Origin of the sequence: Agrobacterium sp. SORGH_AS 787, assembly GCF_030819035.1 — a bacterium.
In the GTDB taxonomy this organism is placed as follows: Bacteria; Pseudomonadota; Alphaproteobacteria; order Rhizobiales; family Rhizobiaceae; genus Agrobacterium; species Agrobacterium larrymoorei_B.
In genome coordinates, this window is record NZ_JAUTBG010000002.1 from 1,936,886 (window position 1) to 1,952,819 (window position 15,934).

Below are 15,934 nucleotides of genomic sequence, written 5' to 3' on the forward strand. Positions count from 1 at the left end.
TTGGAAGTTTCTGCACGCGGCCTACAAGCAACCTTTCTAAGCCGCGAGGTCCGGCACGACAACTTGCAAAAATAAGTCAGCCTCCCCGGAGACCAGATGGCACGAAATGACATACGGCAGCATTGCGACCGTCTCTCTGAAGGCGACCGCAGAGGCGTCCTGGTGGCGCTCTATTTTGACGCTGACGAACACCATTAAGCCAAGACTGAGGACAGTCCGGTCGAGGCTCGCATGATAACCCCGAATGGCGCACGGCTTCCCCAGGGCAGGAACCCGCCGCAGACGGGGAGATGGTGACAATCCAACCTCTTCGGTCAACTCGACATTGGTCAGGCGCGCATCCCGCTGCAACGCAGCAAGAATCCACGGCTTTCGCCGCTTATTGATTGGATTTGCTCTTCGGCTGGTTCCCATGCCTCATCCCTAATGGGGAAAGGGAAACCGCTCACCTTATTGGGTGAAGAAGGGGCCGCGCCTGGCCGCCCCACATGTTTTTAAAGTCTGGTCCAGGTCTGTGACTTGCACAGCACCTTCAACACGCAACCCTTCATACTAAGGGAATCGCCGGACACGGTGCCGGAGCCGCTATAGGTTTTGTCAGCGGCGGGGTCGGTAATTTCTCCCGAGTAGCTGTTGCCGCTGCCCGATAGCTTGCCGATCTGCCTACCCGCATGTTTCCCGGTCTTCAGCGTCACGCAGAAGGCAGAGCCGCATTTGGCAATCGCTGCGGTCTCGCCACTGGCCGTCTTCCAGTTGCCTTCGATGGCTTCGGCAGCAAACGCACTGCTGCTGATCAGAAATGCAAGACCTGCGAGAATCGTCAATTTCTTCATATGGACCTCCCAATCCAAACCAGGCACGACAGTGCCTTGCCACCATCGGCCTTCGCAACTCCCATGCGAATGCCAACCTTTATAGTTTACGTTCACGTAAAAGGAAACATGGGGCGGGGCCTCGCCACGAATTTTTTCAGGCTCCCCGAAGCCGATGATTGCGGCATTCGAAAACTGCAAGCTTCTGCCGTGGTTAGCAGAGCGTTTAAATCCATCCGTAAACTTTTCGTAAAATTGCGCGGAAAATCCTTAATTTGCAGGCTTTCCCATATTTAACAAAAATCCAATTTTACCAATCGTTTGGACTTTGTTTGGCACCCGTTAATCATGGATTTTAAGCGCCCGTTGAAAGCCGTTTGGCATAGTGAGGTCAACAAAGAGCAGGGAAAACCTGACGACAGCCGGAGACGAAAAAGCCGCAGAAGACGGCACTGCTCCAAAGCTGAAAGCTTCCGCAGAGAAGCACCAAAACAGGAAGAATACGGGCAAACAGGGACTAGAAAAATGGCAAGATTTGAAATGCGCGATATCGAGTTGGCAGTTGCCGGTGGACAAAGCCGCGCGGATGTCTTCTGCAATCTCGGCCTGATCTACGCGACAGGCCGTGGATGCCCGGTGGACCTCATTGCTGCCCACAAGTGGCTGAACATTGCAGCCATTAAGGGTTCGGAAAGAGCAGCATCGCTGCGCGCCGATCTTGCCCGGAACATGACCAAGGCAGACCTCGCAGCAGCCCTTCGCGCTGCCCGCGATTGGATGACCACGCACTAAATTCCAAGACGATTCAAAAAGACGGAGCGATCAAAAGATCGCCAATCGTTTCGACTGGTCCCTCCAGTCCCGGTCGGAACACCCATCATAGCCGCAAACGAAGATGGCAAAGCCGCACGCTTGCAACGAGAGATCAAAACCGTGACCGGCAGAAACAAGGCCGGCGCGGTTTTTTCTTGTCTTGATATCAGCCGAGCGCCTGAAGAACTTTCGGCAGTGCCTCGGCGAAAAGATCGAGCTTGTCATCGGGGCCCGCGCTGACACGGATGCAACGGTTGAGTGGCTCAACGCCCGGCATGCGGATGAAGACGCCATACTCCATCAGGCCATCCACAATCGACTTCGCGTAGGCGCCGTCCTTGTGGCAATCGATCGTAACGAAGTTCGTGGCGGAGGGCAGGGGCGACAGGCCGTTCTGGCGGGCGATGGTGGAGATGCGCTCACGTGCATTGGCGATGCGCTTGACCACGTCGCGCAGATAAGCCTGATCTTTCAAGGCTGCAAGAGCGGCCGCGACCGAAACCCGTGACATGCCGAAGTGATTGCGGATTTTGTCGAAGGCTTCAGCATTGCCCAGCGTACCGATCGCGTAGCCCACGCGTGCGCCTGCAAGGCCATAGGCCTTGGAGAAGGTGCGCATGCGCAGCACATTCGGCATGCCGATCATGGCGCGAACGCTGGGAACGGCGCTCTCGGGCGCCGTTTCGCAATAGGCCTCGTCCAGAATCAACAGACAGGTTTCCGGCAGGGCCTTGGCAAATGTCAGAACCTCATTTGCATCCCACCAGCTTCCCATCGGATTGTCAGGATTTGCGAAATAAACCAGCGGCGCATTTTCCTTGATGACGAGATCCAGCAACCCATCGAGATTTTCATGGTCGTCGAGATAAGGCGTCGTCACCAGCCGGCCACCGTAGCCGTTCACGTGGTAATTGAATGTCGGATATCCGCCGAAGGAAGTCACAACCGGCGTGCCCGGCTCCACTATCAACCGGACAATTTCGCCGAGAAGCCCATCCACGCCGCTGCCAATGGCGATATTGCCGCGGGAAATGCCATGATGGATGGCAAGCGCTTCACGCAACTCGTAATTTTCCGGGTCGGCGTACATCCAGGTTTCTTGGGTGGCGTCCCGCATCGCCTCCAAGACGGACGGGGCGGGACCGAAGCCGCTCTCATTGGCGCCGATACGCGCTTTCACTGCCAGTTTGCGATTGCGTTCGATGGCCTCCGGGCCAACGAATGGAACGGTGGAAGGAAGCGAAGCGGCGAGCGGTGTAAAGCGCGAAAAGGCGGACATTTCAGTACGTTCCGTGGTTTTTGAGGCGGACGGGCTCACAATAGAAACAAAATCGGCCTGCGCAAGGCAGGCCGAGATGAATGCGATGGTTTTAGGCGAGTTTTTCGCGCCGGCCGAAGCCCGCAGTTATCAGAGCGATGTTTCGAAGCTCAAGCGACGTATATGGTGCAGAAACTCTGGATCGATCAGCATGTTGAAGCCAACAGCGGCATTTTCATCTTCTCGCCGGATCAGGGTGCAGCCGATCTCATCTCGAATGCCGATGATCTCAAGGTAGAAATTATTGGGAAGATCAAGATACGGACTGACTTCGATATCCGCCCCGAAAAGCGAAATCTTGCGGATAAGGCACCGCATGGTGTTGCTGGTGCTGAGATGATGGCCGATGAAGGTGATCTTTCCAGGACGGTCGATCACGTACTTCTCGTACATTTCGTCTTGCGGAATGGTATCCTTTGACTTGATATCAATATTGAGTGTCATGACAACCTCCCGATTGCCTCTTCTCGTTCTTGAATGATACGCCTGCTACCTTGCCTAATCCTGAATGAAATCGCTAAGAGTCGATGCGTTTGTTTCGTTTCGGACGCTTGAGACCTCAGTCCCGGCTAAGCCTGTTCATCGCTAAAACACTATTGCCCCCATAAGGTTGCGCCGGGCTTGTTGAACGGTCGTGCGAAGCGATGGGCAGATGCTTGACGTGGGGCGTACTTGTCGTTACGCCTTCGCTGTAACTGAGGCGATGGTTCGGGTGGAGCATCTTATATGTCAGGCAGATTGGTCATCGTTGGCGCTGGGCAGGCAGCCTTCGCCCTTGCTGCCAAGCTTCGTGCGCTAAAGGACGATCGCCCGATAACCATCATAGGGTCGGAAGACGTGCTTCCCTATCAGCGCCCGCCGCTCTCAAAAAAATATTTGATGGGCGAGATGACCTTTGATCGACTCGAGTTTCGTCCTGCCGAATGGTTTGTCGAGAACAATGTCGACATCCGCCTTTCCACGTGGGTCGAAGAGATTGATCGCAACGCCAAGACCGTCAGGATGCAGGACGGCTCCCTGCTGGATTACCACAAGCTTGCACTGACGACGGGGGCTGCGCCGCGCGAGCTTCCTGCAGGTGTCGGGGGGGACCTCGAAGGCGTTCTGACCGTGCGCGATAAGCGCGATGCAGATCGCCTGATGGAAGAAATGCAGCCGGGCCGCCGCTTGTTGGTCATCGGTGGCGGTTACATCGGTCTTGAGGCCGCAGCCGTGGCGCGCCAACTTGGGCTTGAAGTGACGCTCATCGAAATGGCAGACCGCATTCTCCAGCGTGTCGCCTCAGCGGAAACGGCAACGATCATGCGCGATATTCACCTCGCGAAGGGTGTTTCCATTCGTGAAAAAACGGGCCTCGTTCGGTTGGACGGCAAGGATGGGCGCGTTGCAAAGGCGGAGCTTTCGGACGGCTCGACGCTGGAGGTAGATTTCGTCATTGCCGGCATAGGGGTGACGCCGAATGATCGGCTTGCCCGTGAGTCGGGCCTCCAGGTCGGCAACGGCATTCTGGTGGATGAATTTACCCGCACATCCGATCCGGACATCCACGCGATGGGAGATTGCACGCTTCTGCCGATGGAAGGCGCTTCCGTTCGTCTTGAATCGGTGCAGAACGCCGTTGATCAGGCCGAAGCGGCAGCGCTGGTGCTTTCAGGCCAAGAACAGCCTTATAGACCGAAGCCATGGTTTTGGTCGGATCAGTATGATGTGAAATTGCAGATCGCCGGGTTCAACGCGGGCTACGACGAGACAGTGCTACGTCCAGGTCAGCGAGAGGGCAGCCATTCCATTTGGTACTTCAGTCAAGGCCGCTTCATCGCTGTGGATGCCATCAACGATGCCAAGGCCTATGTCACCGGTAAGAAGCTGCTCGACTCCGGCGTGCAGCCGAACCGCGCTGTGCTTGCTGATCACGCTGCCGATTTGAAACTGCTTTTGACATGAGGACGACTATGCCCACCTCTGAGAATCGCTTCAAGAACGCCATCCATCGCGGTGAACCGCAGATCGGACTCTGGCTCGACATGGGGGAGGCGATCGCCGCGGAGATTGCCGGAACGGCTGGTTTCGATTGGCTCGTCATCGATGGCGAGCATGGCCCGAACGATCTTCGCAGCATCATCGAACAGTTGCGCGCGCTCTCGACATCGCCTTCGGAACCCGTCGTGCGGGTGCCGACAGGAGAAACCTGGATTATCAAGCAGATGCTGGACGCCGGTGCGCGAACGCTTCTGGTGCCGATGGTCGATTCGGACGAGCAGGCCCGCGCGCTCGTATCTGCCATGCATTATCCGCCGCGCGGCATTCGCGGCATGGGTGCCGTTGTTGCCCGCGCGTCTGGCTTCGGCAGTGTCAGTGATTATAATCAAAAGGCGTCGGACAATGTCTGCCTTTTGATCCAGGCGGAAACACGTGCCGCGATAGCCGATCTCGATAACATTCTTCAGGTCGAAGGCGTTGATGGAGTTTTCATCGGCCCAGCCGACTTGGCGGCGGATATGGGATATCTCGGAAAAATTGATGAGCCAGAAGTTCAAAGCGTCATCGAGGCCGCGATTCGCAAGATCGTCGCCGCTGGCAAGGCTGCAGGCATTCTGACCTTCAATGAGGCATACAATAAGCGCTATCTTGAATTGGGAGCTTCATTCGTGGCGGTGGGAGCCGATGTCTTCGAGTTCTCGAATGTGCTCCGCCAGCTCGCAGCTCGCTACAAGGGCGGCGCGACAGGGCCGAAGGCCTCTGGTTATTGACGATCAATCGTCATTGGTCGCATTCAATTTTTCCGGCGGTATGCCTTCCTGGCCGGAAGAGAGGTGGCCTTCCGCAATAAGCCTTTCTCGGAGAATACGCGCGATGGCTTCGTCTTCACTCATGCGGTTGTCATGCGCGAAAGCGGATAGGGCGGTTTCGATTTCCTGAGAGAGTTGCACGTCGCTCCTCCATTCCAAAAGAAAAGAGGGCAGGGAGGCGTTGCCTTCCTGCCCTTGATGTTAACGCAGTTAGCGCCAGCGATACAGGCTGCTGCTGTTGTGCTGCGTCGAGGCGTTTGCCACGAAATAGCCGAGGGCGAAGCCCAATGCGCCGACGACGGTCAAAACAGACGTCGCAGTCGCAGGGTTTTCCTTCACTGCTTCTACCACGTTATGGCTCTGCGCCCTCACGGTCTCTGCCGCACTCTGCGCCACGCGCTGAACGCGGCCTTTTGCTTCGTCCACAAAGTCAGACGCGTCTTCCGAGATCGAGCCAGCGCGCGCCGATACAGACTTGGAAAGAGATGCGATCTGGGAGCGGAGCTCAGCGATCTGGTTTTCGACAGAATCTTCAACGACGTTCAATTTGGTCTGTGCCATTTGAAATCACCTCATGTTGTTTCCGAGTCGATAACGCGACCAAACTCGATAATGTTCCAAAACGGATAGAGGTGAAATGAGCGTTTGCTCTGAGTTGGTGGCCAGCGGGGCTGCTAGGTTAGGTGCACTCGAAAGACATCCTCTACGGGCTAAAGCACGCAGAGTGGTTCGATTTGTGTGCCTTAAACTCAGAGTTCTCGATGGAGCTTGATCGTATGCGCTCCTTAAATGTCGATACCGACCGTCTGTGCGCTTAAAAGCGACTGCATAAAAGACCGCATTTGCCATTGGCTTCATCGCCAATGAATGAGGCGCAGTTGAGTTCGACGACTTATGAGCGCTCGTCGGCGCCTATGGAGCCGAACACCCCGTCGAGCCAGGAAACAATAAGGACTCTTTTTCCCGCAGGGATAATCGCTGATTCTGTTCAAGCCAGTGACGGATAGTGTCGTCAAAACCATTCGTGCGTACAGGTTCAAGCAGCACATCGCAGTGTAGCGGTGAGCTTGTTCCAGAAGTGCAATTATATATGACATATGTTGGAATGGCGGAGAGGAAGGGATTCGAACCCTCGATACGCTTTTGACGTATACTCCCTTAGCAGGGGAGCGCCTTCGACCACTCGGCCACCTCTCCGGTGCCGCCTGATTATTGCGGAAGAAAAACGAATGCAAGCGCTTTTAATGAGAGAGTGGAAAAAGACCTATCTAAAGACCGCTTTTCGCCCTTCACGAAGCTGCGCAATAATCGGAGGGGCCATGCCTTCGACGAATCGAGTCACTTCATCCAGATGATTCCCGCTTTGGGAAACTGCGATTCGTGTGACCGCCTAACTTAGGTGAGGCTCCCGCCTCTCTCTGACGGTGCATCAAAAGAGAGTTAGGTGCTCTTCTAAGTGTCAGTCAGCGCAACGTTGGAAGATGGTGCAACATTCGACTTACTCAATTTCATGTCTCTAATGCTCAAGCTTTCCCATTGTTTCTATTAATCATTTGTTAAATCTCCTTATCCCGACGCATCCTAAAATGTGTTTTTTCAGCAACATGGTTATGTGAAGCACCTAATCATACCTGTCATAAATCTCTTTGCCGATTGCGCCCGGCGAAAGCTTTTGTATTTTCAGCAACGGAAGCGCGGCGGTGGATCGCTCGTTTTCAAAAAAAACGGGAATGGGGCAGGGAATGCTGTCCTTCAGCTTAAGAACCCAGACCCTTATGAAACTTGACTGGAGGTCAACATGAACATCAAGAGCCTTCTCATTGGCTCCGCTGCAGCTCTTGCAGCAGTATCTGGCGCAAAGGCCGCTGACGCGATCGTTGCTGCTGAGCCTGAGCCACTGGAATACGTTCGCGTTTGCGACGCTTTCGGCGCTGGCTTCTTCTACATTCCTGGTTCCGAAACCTGCCTGAAGTTCGACGGCTTCGTTCGTTTCCAGGTTAACTTCGGCCGCGACCAGTCTGGCACGTCTGACTGGGATGCTGTTTCGCGCGGCCAGTTCAACATCGACACCCGTTCGGACACCGAACTCGGCGTTCTGCGTGGCTACATCGGTCTGCAGGGCAACGCTGATGCCGCTGGCACGACAGTTGCTACGGACGCTGTTTTCGTTGAGCAGGCTTTCATCGAACTCGGCGGTCTGAAGGTCGGTAAGTTCTACAACTGGTGGGATAACGGTCTCTCCGGCGAAACCGACAACCTCTCTTCCAACACGCTGTTCAACTCCATTCGTTACACCTACGACGCTGGCTCCTTCTATGCTGGTCTGTCTGTCGACGAACTGGAAGGCGTAACCTACGCTGTTACCGGCGATCAGCCGAACAACGTTGGCTTCTCTGGCGCTCTTGGCGGCAAGTTCGGCGGCGCAGCTGTTGAAGTTCTTGGTGGCTACGACGTTGACCGCAGCAACGGTGCAGCTCGCGTCATCGCTACGGCTGACCTTGGTCCTGGCTCGCTCGGCGTTGGTGCCGCTTGGGCTTCCGGCGCAAATGCTTACTTCGCAGTGTCCGAATGGGCAGTTGCTGCTCAGTACGCTTACAAGGCGACTGACAAGCTGACCATCACCCCCGGCGTTCAGTACTACAGCGGCTACGGCTTGGTCTCTCAGGACACGTTCTCCAACAACGACGGTTGGAAGGGCGGTCTGACGGTTGACTACAAGATCACCGATGGCCTCACCACAAAGCTTGCTGTCAACTACCTTGACATCGACAACACTCCTAAGACTTGGACTGGTTTCGTTCGCCTTCAGCGTTCGTTCTAATCTGATCTGACCTCGTCAGTGACGGAAACCCGGCTTTCGAGCCGGGTTTTTTTTGCCTGATGTTCAACTCTGCTGGCATAGCGAAGTGCGGGCTTATCCTCGACTCTTAGCAACGAAAGCTATCCCCACCTGTATCTCGATCCCGGTCTTTCGAAATTCGGATGAACTTGCCTGTTGCGAGATGTTTTGAATACTCGATGGCGATCCAAATCTGGAGAGGCCGGTAGCAAGTTCGTTGCCATCTATCAGAGTAGGAGTGCTGTGTGGTCGACTTGGCCTTCGTGGATGGTTTGACATAGCGTCGGCTGGTCAATTGAAGTTCTAAATAATAAAATTCTAATATTATGTATTATTTTGCTATCTAATTTTTCGCAACGTGGGGCTATTTAGTACTATATCGCAAGGAGTGGTGCGTCACATTATAACGTTAAAAGGTTCTAAATTAGTAATTTATTGGATAAAAATATGGACTTTAAGCCTCTATTAATGAATCTATATGCTCGCCTTAATTTTGTAACTGAATTGCAACAGTAAAGATTGAAGGCCCTAGCATTGTGACAAATTTATAGCCTCTTTGATTGCGCGACTCTCACCATTCCGGTCTAATCACTTTCAGAGCAGCACTTACACGTTTTGGATCGACGGGCTGCTTCATCAATCTTGACTGGAGGTCAACATGAACATCAAGAGCCTTCTCATTGGCTCCGCTGCAGCTCTTGCAGCAGTATCTGGCGCAAAGGCCGCTGACGCGATCGTCGCTGCTGAGCCTGAGCCACTGGAATACGTTCGCGTTTGCGACGCTTTCGGCGCTGGCTTCTTCTACATTCCTGGTTCCGAAACCTGCCTGAAGTTCGACGGCTTTGTTCGTTTCCAGGTTAACTACGGCCGCGACCAGTCTGGCACGTCTGACTGGGACGCTGTTTCGCGCGGCCAGTTCAACATCGACGCACGTTCGGACACCGAACTCGGCGTTCTGCGTGGCTACATCGGTCTGCAGGGCAACGCTGATGCTGCTGGCTCGACCCTTCCTAACGACGCTGTTTTCGTTGAGCAGGCTTTCATCGAACTCGGCGGCCTGAAGGTCGGTAAGTTCTACAACTGGTGGGATAACGATCTCTCCGGCGAAACGGATGAGCTTTCCTCCAACACGCTGTTCAACTCCATTCGTTACACCTATGACGCTGGCTCCTTCTACGCTGGTCTGTCTGTTGACGAACTGGAAGGCGTAACCTACGCTGTTACCGGCGACCAGCCGAACAACGTAGGCTTCTCTGGCGCTCTCGGCGGCAAGTTCGGCGGCGCAGCTGTTGAAGTTATCGGTGGCTACGACGTTGACCGCAGCAACGGTGCAGCTCGCATCATCGCTACGGCTGACCTTGGTCCTGGCACACTTGGTTTGGCTGGTGTTTGGGCTTCCGGCGCAAATGCTTACTTCGCAGTGTCCGAATGGGCAGTTGCTGCTCAGTACGCTTACAATGCGACTGACAAGCTGACCATCACCCCCGGCGTTCAGTACTACAACGGCTACGGCTTGGTCTCTCAGGACACGTTCTCCAACAACGACGGTTGGAAGGGCGGTCTGACGGTTGACTACAAGATCGTCGAAGGTTTGACGACGAAGGTCGCTGTCAACTACCTCGACATCGACAATACACCGAAGCAGTGGACTGGTTTCGTTCGCCTTCAGCGTTCGTTCTAATCTGATCTGACCTAGTCAGTGACGGAAACCCGGCCTTCGAGCCGGGTTTTTGTTTTGGAGGGGATGGTCGCGGTCATCAAATTGGCTTCCGATCACATTTTGTTGTGGTTCCGCCACAGTCCTGAAAGAAGAAGATCGTAAGGTCCCCGAATTAACTCGATGCTTGTTGCGTTGCGGTGCGTCTTTGCATCTACTCGAATGTAAGAAGCAACGCATGTTTGCGATTTGGCCGCTGCTTCTCCTGATTCGCTTGGAGATCGATATGCACATCAAGAGCTTTTTGTTTGGTGCCGCTGCAGCACTTGCAACCGTGCCTAGCGCACATGCAGCCGACGCCATCGTCGCCGCTGAGCCTGAGCCACTGGAATATGTTCGCGTTTGCGACGCATTCGGCACTGGTTTCTTCTACATTCCGGGCACCGAGACCTGCCTGAAGTTCGGCGGTTACATTCGTTTTGAAACAGATTTTGGTCGCAACGAGTCCGGCACGTCCGATTGGGATAGCTTCACACGTGCTCAGTTCGAAATGGATGTCCGCTCGGATACCGAACTTGGCGCCTTGCGCGGCTTCATCGGCTTCCGTGGCAACGCCGATAGTGGCTCCGCCGCTGCATCGACCACAAACACCAGTGATACCGGTTCCGGCCTTTTCGTAGACCAGGCTTTCATCGAACTCGGAGGGCTGAAGGTCGGTAAGTTCTACAGCTGGTGGGATGACGATCTCTCCGGCGAGACGGATCTTCTCTCTTCCAACACCCTGTTTAACTCCATTCGTTACTCCTACGACGCCGGTGCTTTTTCTGCCGGGATTTCGGTGGACGAGTTGGAAGGCATCACCTTCGTGGGTGACACCACGGTGGATAACAACGTCGGTATTGCTGGAAGCTTGGCTGGCAAGTTCGGTGGTGGCAGCCTGTCGCTTATCGGCGGTTACGATACCGATCGTGAAGACGGTGCCGTCCGCTTGATCGGCTCCTTCGATGTCGGCCCCGGTGCCTTCAGCTTCGCTGGCGTCTACGCATCCGGCGTCAATGCCTATTACGCGCTATCCGAATGGGCTGTCGTTGCTGAATACGCTTATAAGGTTACCGACAAACTGACTATCACGCCCGGCGTTCAGTGGCTTGGAAATGTGGCGACCAAGGACGCCGCTTTCGACATCGTCAATACCGGCTGGTCAAACAATGATGCTTGGACCGCGGGCCTCACCGTCGATTACAAGGTTGTGCAAGGTTTCACGACCAAGGTGACGGCAAATTATTATGACGAAGACAACCGTCCGGAGTTCTGGACGGGCTTCGTTCGCTTGCAGCGCGATTTCTAAGCGCCTTTATAAAGCATGACAAAAGCCCGGCTCCGCGCCGGGCTTTTTTGTTTGGGAGGATTGGCTGATGGGCCCGTGATAGCAACGTGGGCGAGGGCTTATAGCTAGAAGCGCGCGTTACCTTGCGGTGAGCATGAACGCCGGAGAACAGGTCTGAAGTGTGAAAGTTGCTTGTAAAACCTTCTTCGCTTTCGAAGCATGCAGCGCGAAAGTGGTCACAGGTTTAGCGATAGCGACATGCGTTGGCTAAAGATCGAAAGCGTAGCGAGCGAATCTGAAAGCTCGCAGCACGCCTTGGTTCTTGCGCAACATGATCGAGAGCGACCAAAGACCAATCGATACAGTCGCTCAAGCGTCAACCTGCACGACCGTTTCGTAGATCGTTGACGATGTCCGCTTGCTGACCAAGCCGCGTTTTGTAGACCTGATAGTTTTCCATCACGCGCTGAACGTAGTTGCGTGTCTCAGGGAACGGAATACGTTCGATCCAGTCCACAACCTCATCGATCGGTTTTCCGCGCGGATCCCCGTAGCGGGCGATCCATTCTGGCACGCGCTTTGGTCCGGCGTTATACGCGATGAAGGTCAGGATGTAGGATCCGCCGAAGCTATCGATCTGCTCACCGAGATAGTGAGCGCCGAGAGTGGCATTATATCCGGCGTCGGTTGTTAGCTTCGCTTGCGTGTAAGCCATGCCATGGCGGCTGGCGACACCCTTGGCAGTTCCAGGCAGAAGTTGCAGCAGGCCGCGCGCATTGGCGGGCGAGACGGCAGCCGGATTGAAAGCGCTTTCCTGCCGGGCAATTGCATAGGCGAGTGCCTTGCCCGAACCGGAGATATTGGCGCTCACCGGGATGACGCCAATGGGGTAGGCGAGGGCAGCGGCATCGATACCGCGGCTGAACGCCGTTTTGCCGATCTGGAGCGAGACCTGATGATTGTTGTTGCGCTCGGCGCGCGCTGCGAGGATTGCCAATTCACCGGGGCTGTCGATCTGGTCCGCGAGCGCGCGGTAGATCCCGTCTGCCCGCCAGCTATAGCCTGCCGCCTCGAGCCGCTCTATAGCACGCACCGCTTCGCGACCAGCAAATCGGCTACGATCGTCAGCACTTGGCGATGGGTATGTGACGTTGAGGGTCGTGACACCGATGCGCGCGGCGGCAAGCTGGCCGTAAAATGTGCCGGGATGAGACGCTGCCTTGGAGAAATAGTCGCGCGCGTTGCCCGGGCCTCCGGCCTCTGCTGCACGTCCAAGCCAGTAATAGGCGCGCGAGGCGGAAAGTGGCCGGTTTGATGCTGCAAGAAGTGCGTTGAAATGCCGCGCGGCAAGCGCCGGGTCCCGCAGCGCGCGCAGAGCGTACCAGCCCGCATGAAATTCAGCATCGGCCACGTCTACCGGCGAGGTTGCCGAATGGTTAGCCACGACGCGATAAGCGCCCTGGAAATCCCCGAGATCTGCAAGCCCGCGGGCAACGATCCGACGCTCGTTCCACCACTCCCCAGGATTGACAAGTTTCTCGCTCTCCTTCGGCGCGCGCGCCAGAAGTTTTGCAGCGTCTTCATATTTTTGCTGATGACGGAGGTTTTCGATCTGAGCGAAGAGGTAGACCGGATCGTTTCGCCAGGAAGTCTCGACGGCATTCAATAAGGCTGGCGCATTGTTGGCGCGTTGCAGAACAGCGGCCCAAGCCTTGTAGAGCGACTGTGCCTTGCCGAGATCTCCGAACCGCTTGGCCTGGCTGACACGGCTGCGATACATGAGATAGTCCATCCGGGCCTTGTGATCGGCTTGAGACAGACTGCCGCTGAATTCAGCAATGACGCGATCTTCGAGATCGGTATCCATGCCTTCGCTCACCCACAACTGGCGAATCAGTTGCTGGGCACGAGCCGCGTTGCCGGATGAGGTGAGGGCATGCGCCAGCGCAATGGTGCCTTCAGGCGTTTCAGGTCTGGAGGAGCCGAGTGCGCTAAGCACCTGTGCAGCAGAAGGATTTTCCCGCAGCATCGCGCGTTCCGAATTGGCTCTTAGCGTAGAGAGGCCTGGCCAACCGTCCAGTTCCCGTTGCGCTGCCGCAATTTCCGCGGAGGAAACGTCTTTTTGGCCCGAAATGGCAATTGCCCAGGTGAGGATATGACGGTCGAGACTCGTTGAGGGGAGGCTGTTGCGAATCGCAATCGCCCCGCTGGCATCCCTATTGGACAGCGCATCGAGCCCTGCTTTAAGTTGTGTGACGTCAACCGGGTTTGCCGGGCGGATGATCGAGCCTGTTACTTCCGGTGAGGCAGGCAAAAAAGCCGGAACGGCAGGCGCATTGGGGCGCGCGAATGGCAGGGGAACAACGTTCTCCGACGCCGGCCCCGCCCACGCACTCCAAACGGTTGCGACGACACCCGCGATGATCAAACCAAAAGCTGCTGTTTTCTTCATCCCTTACTCACCAGCGGACAATACCGAACACGACCGACAGCTCCCTCTAAAAAAGACGAGAGGCTGCGCCTTCGCGACATCTGCGTTTCACATCACCCTTTGCGGGTGAATGTCCACGGCACGTCGCTCCTGCATCCATTAGCTGCTCGTAGCCTTAACGAAACCCTAAGCGAATGCCTCCCATTCGATCAAATTTCGGTAACATTGCGCCGACAACACGCTTCAAACCAGTCACTTTTGTGATGAGGCTGGAGACGGGACTTGGCCGCGAAACAATTTACGTTTCCTGGCTGAAAGCCGCGGTTAAAAGCTTGTGGGCCGACTGGCTCCCAACTAATGTGACAACCGTTTTAACCACGGAATGCGGCTGAAGCATGAACTGGCTCACCGCAAGGAGTTTTGCATGTTCAAGGGATCTATTCCCGCCCTGATTACGCCGTTTACAGCTGAAGGTGCTGTGGACGAAACGGCTTTCGCCGCCCATGTGGAATGGCAGATCGCCGAAGGCAGCAGCGGCCTCGTGCCCGTCGGCACCACGGGGGAGTCACCGACCCTGTCGCATGACGAGCATAAACGGGTGATCGAGCTGTGCGTTGAGGCTGCGGGCAAACGGGTCCCGGTGATTGCCGGCGCCGGTTCCAACAACACCAGTGAGGCGATCGAACTTGCGCTTCACGCCCAGGAAGTCGGCGCGGATGCGCTTCTCGTCGTCACGCCCTACTACAACAAGCCGACGCAGAAGGGGCTTTTCGCTCACTTTTCCGCTATAGCGGAAGCGGTCGATCTTCCCATCATCATCTATAACATCCCGCCGCGATCGGTGATTGATATGACGCCGGAGACGATGGGTGCACTCGTCAAGGCGCATAAAAATATCGTTGGCGTTAAGGACGCCACCGGCAAGCTGGATCGGGTTTCCGAGCAGCGCATTCATTGCGGCAAGGACTTTGTGCAGCTGTCGGGAGAAGACGGCACGGCACTCGGCTTCAATGCCCATGGCGGCGTAGGCTGTATCTCTGTCACTGCCAACGTCGCGCCGCGGCTCTGTGCCGAGTTCCAGGCGGCGATGGCTGCCGGAGACTACGCGCTGGCGCTCGATTATCAGGATCGTCTGATGCCGCTCCACAAGGCCATTTTCATGGAGCCCGGCGTCTGCGGCACCAAATATGCGATCTCCCGAACGCGCAATGGAAGCCGCAAAGTTCGCTCGCCACTGATGGACACGCTGGAACCATCGACAGAGGCGGCAATCGACGCTGCTCTCAAGCATGCAGGCCTGATGAGCTAAGCGCTGCAAAGTGCGTGCATGATAGGATAAGACAGATGCGCGCAAGTCGCGCATCTTCACTTTCAGCGCTGCTTTGATTACATAAGCGCCGAAAGTCGCACGTCATTCGGCGTGCGGGCAGAGAAATGGAACAGGACATGGCCCCCAAAGGCAGCCAGCGCATCGTGAACAAGGTCGTCGCGGAAAACCGCAAGGCGCGCTTCAATTACGAGATACTCGACACATACGAGGCGGGGCTTGTACTGACAGGCACCGAGGTGAAGTCGCTGCGTGAAGGAAAGGCCAATATCGCCGAATCCTACGCGTCTGATGAAGGCGACGAAATCTGGCTGATCAACTCCCATCTTCCAGAGTATCTTCAGGCGAACCGGTTCAATCACGAGCCCCGCCGTCGCCGTAAATTGCTGCTCAACAAGCGAGAGATCAATCGTTTGCGCGCGGGGATCAACCGTGATGGCATGACCTTGGTGCCGTTGAAGATCTACTTCAACGAAAAGGGCCGCGCGAAGCTTGAACTGGCCTTGGCAAAAGGCAAGAAGCTCCACGATAAGCGTGAGACGGAAAGGGAGCGCGACTGGAACCGGCAGAAGTCAAGGCTGCTCAAGACAGGCGGTTGAGAAAAGTGCGGCTGGTGTGAAA

The 15,934-nt window shown here is 55.7% G+C and carries 15 protein-coding genes and 1 tRNA gene; 8 read left to right on the forward strand and 8 right to left on the reverse strand.

What is annotated here, in order from left to right:
* Positions 1–36: 36 nt before the first annotated feature.
* Together QE435_RS18580 and QE435_RS18585 are read right to left on the reverse strand one after the other, a co-directional pair.
* The gene (locus QE435_RS18580; protein ID WP_349042275.1) at positions 37–414 is read right to left on the reverse strand and encodes an Lrp/AsnC family transcriptional regulator; all 378 of its coding nucleotides are present in this window, start codon (positions 412–414) and stop codon (positions 37–39) included.
* A gap of 80 nt (positions 415–494) precedes the next feature.
* Entirely contained in the window at positions 495–833 is a 339-nt protein-coding gene (locus tag QE435_RS18585) for a DUF2147 domain-containing protein (protein ID WP_306931875.1), read from the reverse strand.
* A 504-nt stretch (positions 834–1,337) separates the two neighbouring features.
* Here QE435_RS18585 and QE435_RS18590 point away from each other — a divergent pair.
* Positions 1,338–1,604: a sel1 repeat family protein gene (locus QE435_RS18590; protein ID WP_296017900.1), complete on the forward strand. Its 267-nt coding sequence runs from the start codon at positions 1,338–1,340 to the stop codon at positions 1,602–1,604.
* A 187-nt stretch (positions 1,605–1,791) separates the two neighbouring features.
* On the opposite strand, the gene QE435_RS18595 is transcribed toward QE435_RS18590, so the two are convergent.
* Positions 1,792–2,904 carry a pyridoxal phosphate-dependent aminotransferase gene (locus QE435_RS18595; protein WP_349042276.1) on the reverse strand — a complete coding sequence of 371 codons (1,113 nt, stop codon included), beginning with the start codon at positions 2,902–2,904 and terminating at the stop codon, positions 1,792–1,794.
* 129 nt (positions 2,905–3,033) lie between these two features.
* Positions 3,034–3,387 carry a hypothetical protein gene (locus QE435_RS18600; RefSeq protein WP_349042277.1) on the reverse strand — a complete coding sequence of 118 codons (354 nt, stop codon included), beginning with the start codon at positions 3,385–3,387 and terminating at the stop codon, positions 3,034–3,036.
* Positions 3,388–3,669: 282 nt separating this feature from the next.
* On the opposite strand from QE435_RS18600, the gene QE435_RS18605 reads away from it, so the two are divergent.
* Positions 3,670–4,887 (forward strand): FAD-dependent oxidoreductase, encoded by a 1,218-nt coding sequence (locus QE435_RS18605; RefSeq protein ID WP_349042278.1) that lies wholly within the window; start codon positions 3,670–3,672, stop codon positions 4,885–4,887.
* 8 nt (positions 4,888–4,895) lie between these two features.
* Positions 4,896–5,693, forward strand: a complete 798-nt coding sequence (locus QE435_RS18610; protein WP_349042279.1) for an HpcH/HpaI aldolase/citrate lyase family protein — start codon at positions 4,896–4,898, stop codon at positions 5,691–5,693.
* Positions 5,694–5,696: 3 nt separating this feature from the next.
* On the opposite strand, the gene QE435_RS18615 is transcribed toward QE435_RS18610, so the two are convergent.
* From QE435_RS18615 to QE435_RS18625, 3 genes are all read right to left on the reverse strand, one after another.
* The gene (locus QE435_RS18615; protein ID WP_349042280.1) at positions 5,697–5,873 is read right to left on the reverse strand and encodes a hypothetical protein; all 177 of its coding nucleotides are present in this window, start codon (positions 5,871–5,873) and stop codon (positions 5,697–5,699) included.
* A 69-nt stretch (positions 5,874–5,942) separates the two neighbouring features.
* Positions 5,943–6,293 (reverse strand): hypothetical protein, encoded by a 351-nt coding sequence (locus tag QE435_RS18620; protein ID WP_349042281.1) that lies wholly within the window; start codon positions 6,291–6,293, stop codon positions 5,943–5,945.
* Positions 6,294–6,838: 545 nt separating this feature from the next.
* A tRNA-Ser gene (locus QE435_RS18625) sits at positions 6,839–6,929 on the reverse strand.
* Positions 6,930–7,530: 601 nt separating this feature from the next.
* Here QE435_RS18625 and QE435_RS18630 point away from each other — a divergent pair.
* From QE435_RS18630 to QE435_RS18640, 3 genes are all read left to right on the forward strand, one after another.
* Positions 7,531–8,553, forward strand: coding sequence for a porin (locus QE435_RS18630; RefSeq protein ID WP_349042282.1), 1,023 nt, complete (start codon positions 7,531–7,533; stop codon positions 8,551–8,553).
* A gap of 676 nt (positions 8,554–9,229) precedes the next feature.
* Positions 9,230–10,252, forward strand: coding sequence for a porin (locus QE435_RS18635; RefSeq protein WP_349042283.1), 1,023 nt, complete (start codon positions 9,230–9,232; stop codon positions 10,250–10,252).
* Between the two features lie 262 nt (positions 10,253–10,514).
* Complete coding sequence (locus tag QE435_RS18640) at positions 10,515–11,576, forward strand: porin (protein ID WP_309773186.1); 1,062 nt, start codon at positions 10,515–10,517, stop codon at positions 11,574–11,576.
* 355 nt (positions 11,577–11,931) lie between these two features.
* Here QE435_RS18640 and QE435_RS18645 read toward each other — a convergent pair whose 3' ends face one another.
* On the reverse strand, positions 11,932–14,007 hold the full coding sequence (locus tag QE435_RS18645; RefSeq protein ID WP_349042284.1) for a lytic transglycosylase domain-containing protein: 2,076 nt from the start codon (positions 14,005–14,007) through the stop codon (positions 11,932–11,934).
* Positions 14,008–14,410: 403 nt separating this feature from the next.
* On the opposite strand from QE435_RS18645, the gene dapA reads away from it, so the two are divergent.
* Both dapA and smpB read left to right on the forward strand, forming a co-directional pair.
* Positions 14,411–15,295: a 4-hydroxy-tetrahydrodipicolinate synthase gene (dapA, locus tag QE435_RS18650; RefSeq protein ID WP_349042285.1), complete on the forward strand. Its 885-nt coding sequence runs from the start codon at positions 14,411–14,413 to the stop codon at positions 15,293–15,295.
* A gap of 137 nt (positions 15,296–15,432) precedes the next feature.
* A complete protein-coding gene (smpB, locus tag QE435_RS18655; protein WP_306931897.1) occupies positions 15,433–15,912 on the forward strand; it encodes an SsrA-binding protein SmpB in 480 nt (159 codons plus the stop codon).
* The last annotated feature ends 22 nt before the right edge of the window (positions 15,913–15,934 follow it).